Annotated in this window: 2 protein-coding genes and 3 pseudogenes; 3 read left to right on the top strand and 2 right to left on the bottom strand. The window is 63.3% G+C overall.

Annotated features, from left to right (window positions below; genetic code table 11):
• Window positions 1–153: 153 nt before the first annotated feature.
• A pseudogene (locus tag ACZ6CZ_RS37725) lies at window positions 154–561 on the bottom strand (transposase); the annotation flags it as partial.
• Between the two features lie 5 nt (window positions 562–566).
• Between ACZ6CZ_RS37725 and ACZ6CZ_RS37720 the strand changes: the two are divergent.
• Window positions 567–1,035 (top strand): annotated as a pseudogene (locus ACZ6CZ_RS37720) (transposase family protein); the annotation flags it as partial.
• A 340-nt stretch (window positions 1,036–1,375) separates the two neighbouring features.
• Here ACZ6CZ_RS37720 and ACZ6CZ_RS37715 read toward each other — a convergent pair.
• Window positions 1,376–1,853, bottom strand: a pseudogene (locus ACZ6CZ_RS37715) (transposase); the annotation flags it as partial.
• Window positions 1,854–2,115: 262 nt separating this feature from the next.
• Here ACZ6CZ_RS37715 and ACZ6CZ_RS37710 point away from each other — a divergent pair.
• A complete protein-coding gene (locus ACZ6CZ_RS37710; protein ID WP_469030584.1) occupies window positions 2,116–4,158 on the top strand; it encodes a M4 family metallopeptidase in 2,043 nt (680 codons plus the stop codon).
• Window positions 4,159–4,271: 113 nt separating this feature from the next.
• On the top strand, window positions 4,272–4,530 hold a 259-nt coding region (locus ACZ6CZ_RS37705; RefSeq protein ID WP_469030587.1), incomplete at its 3' end, for a helix-turn-helix domain-containing protein.

Below are 4,530 nucleotides of genomic sequence, written 5' to 3'. Positions count from 1 at the left end.
CGCTGACGATCACTTCACGAGACGCGTTCCCCACCACACGACCATGATCGACGATCGAGAACTCGACGCCTCACCGCCTACCGTGCACCAGCTCGCTAGAGGTTGTCCCGTAAATGATCTACGACGTGCTGGTTGACCAGCGTTGTTTCCCGGTCATCCGGCGAGGGCGAGGTTGTGGAGGCGGGCGATGCCGAGCATGGCGTGCTGGACGCCGTCGTCTTTCAGGCGGCAGTCGCGCAGGATCTTCCAGCTCTTCATGCGGGCGAAGGTGTGCTCGACGGGGGCACGGACCTTGCGGTGGGAGGCGTTGTGCTCCTCCTTCCAGGCCGGCAGTTCCTCGTCCTTATGGCGGCGGTAGTGCGGGATGGTCAGGTCGGTGCCGCGGTAGCCGCCGTCGGCGATCACCGTGGGAGTGGTGCCGACGGCGGCCTTGGCGCCGGACTCCTCCCAGGCCCGGCGGTCGTTGCGGTTGCCGGGCAGCGGCCGACCGACGGCGACGACCAGGCGGGTGTCGGCGTCGATGACGACCTGGTGGTTGGTGGAGTAGCGGTAGTTCTTGGCTGAGGCTCCGAAAGGGGCTGGCAGGTTCGATTCCTGTCGACAGAGGCAAGTACGATTTGAAGATTCACGCGATCACCGACCGGAACGGTCTGCCCCTGTCTATCAGTATCTCCGGGGACAATGTCCACGGTCCCGCTCGTGCGGGAGCCCCGCCGATCCGTCCCGTCGCGGACCTCGCAGACGCCGCCCAGCGAAACGCCACGCAGGCAAAGGCTACGACTGCGCCCACCTGCGACGAGGGTTATCGGCACGTGGCCCCAGCCCTGCATCATTCGCAAGGCAACGGACAGTTCCCAACGATTGGGTCGGCACCGTTGGGGCATAGAACGAACCGTCCGCGTCTGGCTTCCGGTCCTGACCGCGCTGGCGGAGAACTTCCCGCTGTGGGTCTCATGGCCGGTCGGCTGTGACCGCGTGCACCGCCGTTACGAACGCAAAGCCGAATACTTCCGCGCCTTCACAAGTATCGCCTGAACCCTTACCTTCCTGCGCTAATTCATCCGTTGATGTGCCGTTGCAACAGCCTGACGACCACATCATGGCCGTAGTGAACGGCGAAATCCATCGGCGCTTGTCCGTCGGGCCCTGAAGTCGTAGGTCAGCGCCAAAGACAGGAGAAGAGCAGTGATATGCACCGTCAGCGGGCTACCGCTCTTCACGGCACCATCGCCCTCTATATGACGGCGTGGGTCAGGAGCGTCAGGGCGACTCCCGTGGCCGGCAGCTGAACCAAGGTCTGTGCGTCCTCGTTCTCCACCGCTTGATGGGCCGGGGTCCACGTGTTCTCCACGGCCATATCACTGACTTCGGCTTGTCAGGGTGGCTCTGGACCGTCCAGGGCCAGGCCGGTGCCCGTTATCACGCCGTCGAGGGTGGCGGGCCGGTATGGGAGGCGCTTGAGCCTGTTGCGGACGAGGGTTTCGAGCCGGTCGATGGCGACCAGGCCGAGGTTGGCCGGGCTGCGCTTGACGTGCGTCCACACCTACTCGACGGGGTTGCGGTCGGGTGAGTAGCCAGGCAGCAGGAACACCATCAGCCATTTACGGCCGGCGATCAGCTCACGCATGGCGTGAGAGACGTGGTGGTCAGACAGTGCCACCCCAGCACGATCGATGCCTTGACGAGTTGATGGACGCCGTCGATCAGCGCGACGAAGGCGCGCTCGCCCATACTGCGGCGCCTTCCTGCGCGCCCGCGGGGTGGCCACGCCGGCGGTGGCACAGCCGGGTGCGGGAGCCGGGCCGCATCGCGATCAGTCCGGCCACGGGCAGGCGTCCCGAGCGCTCACTTGAACCAGGGAACACGCTCAAGCAGGTCATGCCGGGAGTCGATCATGGAGCGGCTCGGGACCGGTCTCGTGTGCACTCCCGCTGACCTGCCGTCTTGCACTGCAGAGACCGGGTGAAAAGGATCAGTGAAGTTTCCCCTGTCCCCGAATAGAGAAGTGCATACTCAATGATATGTAAGTTTTGGCTGTATTCTTATTGCCGATTTAGCGCTGCGCCCTGCATTTGAAGATTATGCCCTCTTGTTGGGCTTAAGAGAAAGTTGACCATGCGTTCCGGAGGATTCAGTCGTCGTGTCAGTGGCTTAGCCACCGCTTCATCTTTGGCCGTGGCGTTTGCCTGCGGTATCCAGTTCCTGGCTTTACCGGTTCACTCCGCCGCCGCGGCGGAAGTGAGCACCAAGCCCGATGCCAAGGAGGCAGAAATTGCCGCGAACCAGCAGGCGGAACGCCTTGCGCTGTCTGCGGTGGAAGCGCTTCGGACGGAGGTGCACGTGTCCACCAATGAGTCGTTCCGTAGCATCTCGGTCGCGGTGGCTCCAGAAGGCGACCGGGCAGTCCGGCTCGCTCGTGTCTACAAGGACCTGCCTGTCATCGGTGGGGAAATTCTGATCAGGCTCGACCAAGACGGCAACGTTGTATCGGCCGATACCCAGCTACCGGCGCCGATGTCGCTTGGGACCGCACCTGCGGTTACGGCCAGCGCCGCCGGGGAAACGGCCATCGGGGCATTCGGTCACGCCTATAGCTCAGCTGAGGCTCCGGTCTTGTCGGTCGACGCGGCCGCTCTGGGCGGGCAACGTTCCCGCGAACCCCGGCTCGTGTGGGACGTGCTGGTGCACGGCACCGAGTCGGATTTCGCCGACTCGCACCTGCTCATCGACGCGCAGACGGGCACGCTTCTCCGCTCGTGGCAGGTCGACGACACTGCAGTGGGAACCGGCCACGGCGTCACCACGGGAAACGTCCCGGTCACTAGCACCGCAGTGGGCGGGGGCAACCAGCGCCTCGACAAGGTCACCAATTGGAAGAACCTCAAGGCCGGCTACAACCCTGCCACCGGATCGAATGGTGTGGCGTACTTCCTCGACGGCCAGGACCTGGACTGGGGTAATGGCTCGAACTCCAGCCCCGAGTCAGCGGCTGTGGACGCCCAGTTCAGCTCCAACCAGTGGTTCTCCTACGTAACGGACGTGCTCGGTCGCAACGGCGTTTGGGACAACAGCGGAAAGCCCACTGTCAACCTTCACTATGACCACAACTGGTCCAACGCGAGGTGGGACGCCGGGACCGAACAGATCTATGTGGGTGACGGCCAGGCGGACAGCGCCTCCCTCGCCGAGCAGGACGTTTTGGGACATGAGCTGACGCACGGCCTGATCCAGCACACCGCCGGCCTGCACGCAGGCGGCGAGTCGCAGGCGCTGAACGAGTCCAGCTCGGACATTCTCGGCACCATGTCGGAGTTCTACGCCAACAACCCGTCAGACACGCCGGACTATGTCATCGGTGAGCTGGTCAAGGGCGGCGGCAAGGTGATTCGCGACATGCGCAAGCCCTCCGATGTCAGCTCTCTCTATCCGGACTGCTGGACCCCCACTGTCTGGACTCAGAATGAGCACATCGGGGCAGCCATCAGCGACCACTTCTTCTACCTCCTCGCCCAAGGAGAAAACAGCAGCGCCTACGGGAAGAGCCCGACCTGTAACGGCTCAAGCGGTCTCACCCCCCTGGGTAACGAGAAGGCAGCACGGATCTGGTTCCGAGCACTGACCTCTTACATGGTCCCCGACGAGGACTTCCACCGGGCGCGCAAGAGCACGCTCAGCGCCGCACGCGACCTTTACGGCTACTGCAGCACCGAGTACAAGGCCGTCGAGCGTGCCTGGTCGGCCGTCAACGTCACGACCAACATCAGCGGAACAGACACTGCCTGCGACACCGCTGCTCCAGTCACCTATGCACGAAACAACCAAACCGTCCCCATTCCCGATACCAACTCGCCCGTCATTTCCAGCCCGATCAGCATTCAAGGCGCACCCGCCCCCGCCAGTCAGCACGTCTGGGTCTGGGTCGACATCAAGCACACCTACCGGGGCGACTTGAAGCTCGAACTGATTGCTCCTAACGGCGCCTCCACTGTCCTCAAGAACCCGCAGAACGACCAGTACGCCGATAATTTGATCGGCTCGTACGGAACCTTCGCCTTCTCCTCTAGCGTCTCCCGGAACGGCGTATGGAAGCTGAGGATAACCGACACCCTGTCCGGTGATGTCGGCTACCTGAACAGCTGGTCCATCCACTTCGAGTAATCCGTTTGATGCGGCCGCCGGAAGGTCACTAGACCTTTTTCATCTTGCCCCTGAAGGGCTGTAAAGTCTGCTCAGCTGGGGTGGTGACGTGGCAGAGCCCCCGGTCGTTGGCGGTGTTGATTCCACTCGACACTGCCGACAGCCCGGGGGCTCTGTTGGTTCCTTATCCTTCCATGCTCGACGTCCCGTACGAGCTGGTCGAGCATGTTTCCTGGCTGGTCTACGCCCGAAGGCGTGAACTGAACTCGCCATGGAGGCGGCTCGGTTGCTTCAAGCAGGCTCTCCTCACGCTGGCTCATCTGCGAAAGAACGGGACGTTTGCCCAGCTCGCGGCCGGCTTCGGCGTCTCGACCGCGACTGCCTGGCGGTCCG

The sequence above is a fragment of the Streptomyces sp. NPDC041135 genome (assembly GCF_055592085.1).
The sequence above is the reverse complement of the archived record's forward strand: the minus strand, read 5'-3'. Positions and strand labels throughout refer to the sequence as shown.

What these genes read in the sequence shown, in the direction of transcription:
- ACZ6CZ_RS37710 (WP_469030584.1), top strand. Translation starts at nt 2,116, where the DNA reads ATGCGTTCCGGAGGATTCAGTCGTCGTGTCAGTGGCTTAGCCACCGCT.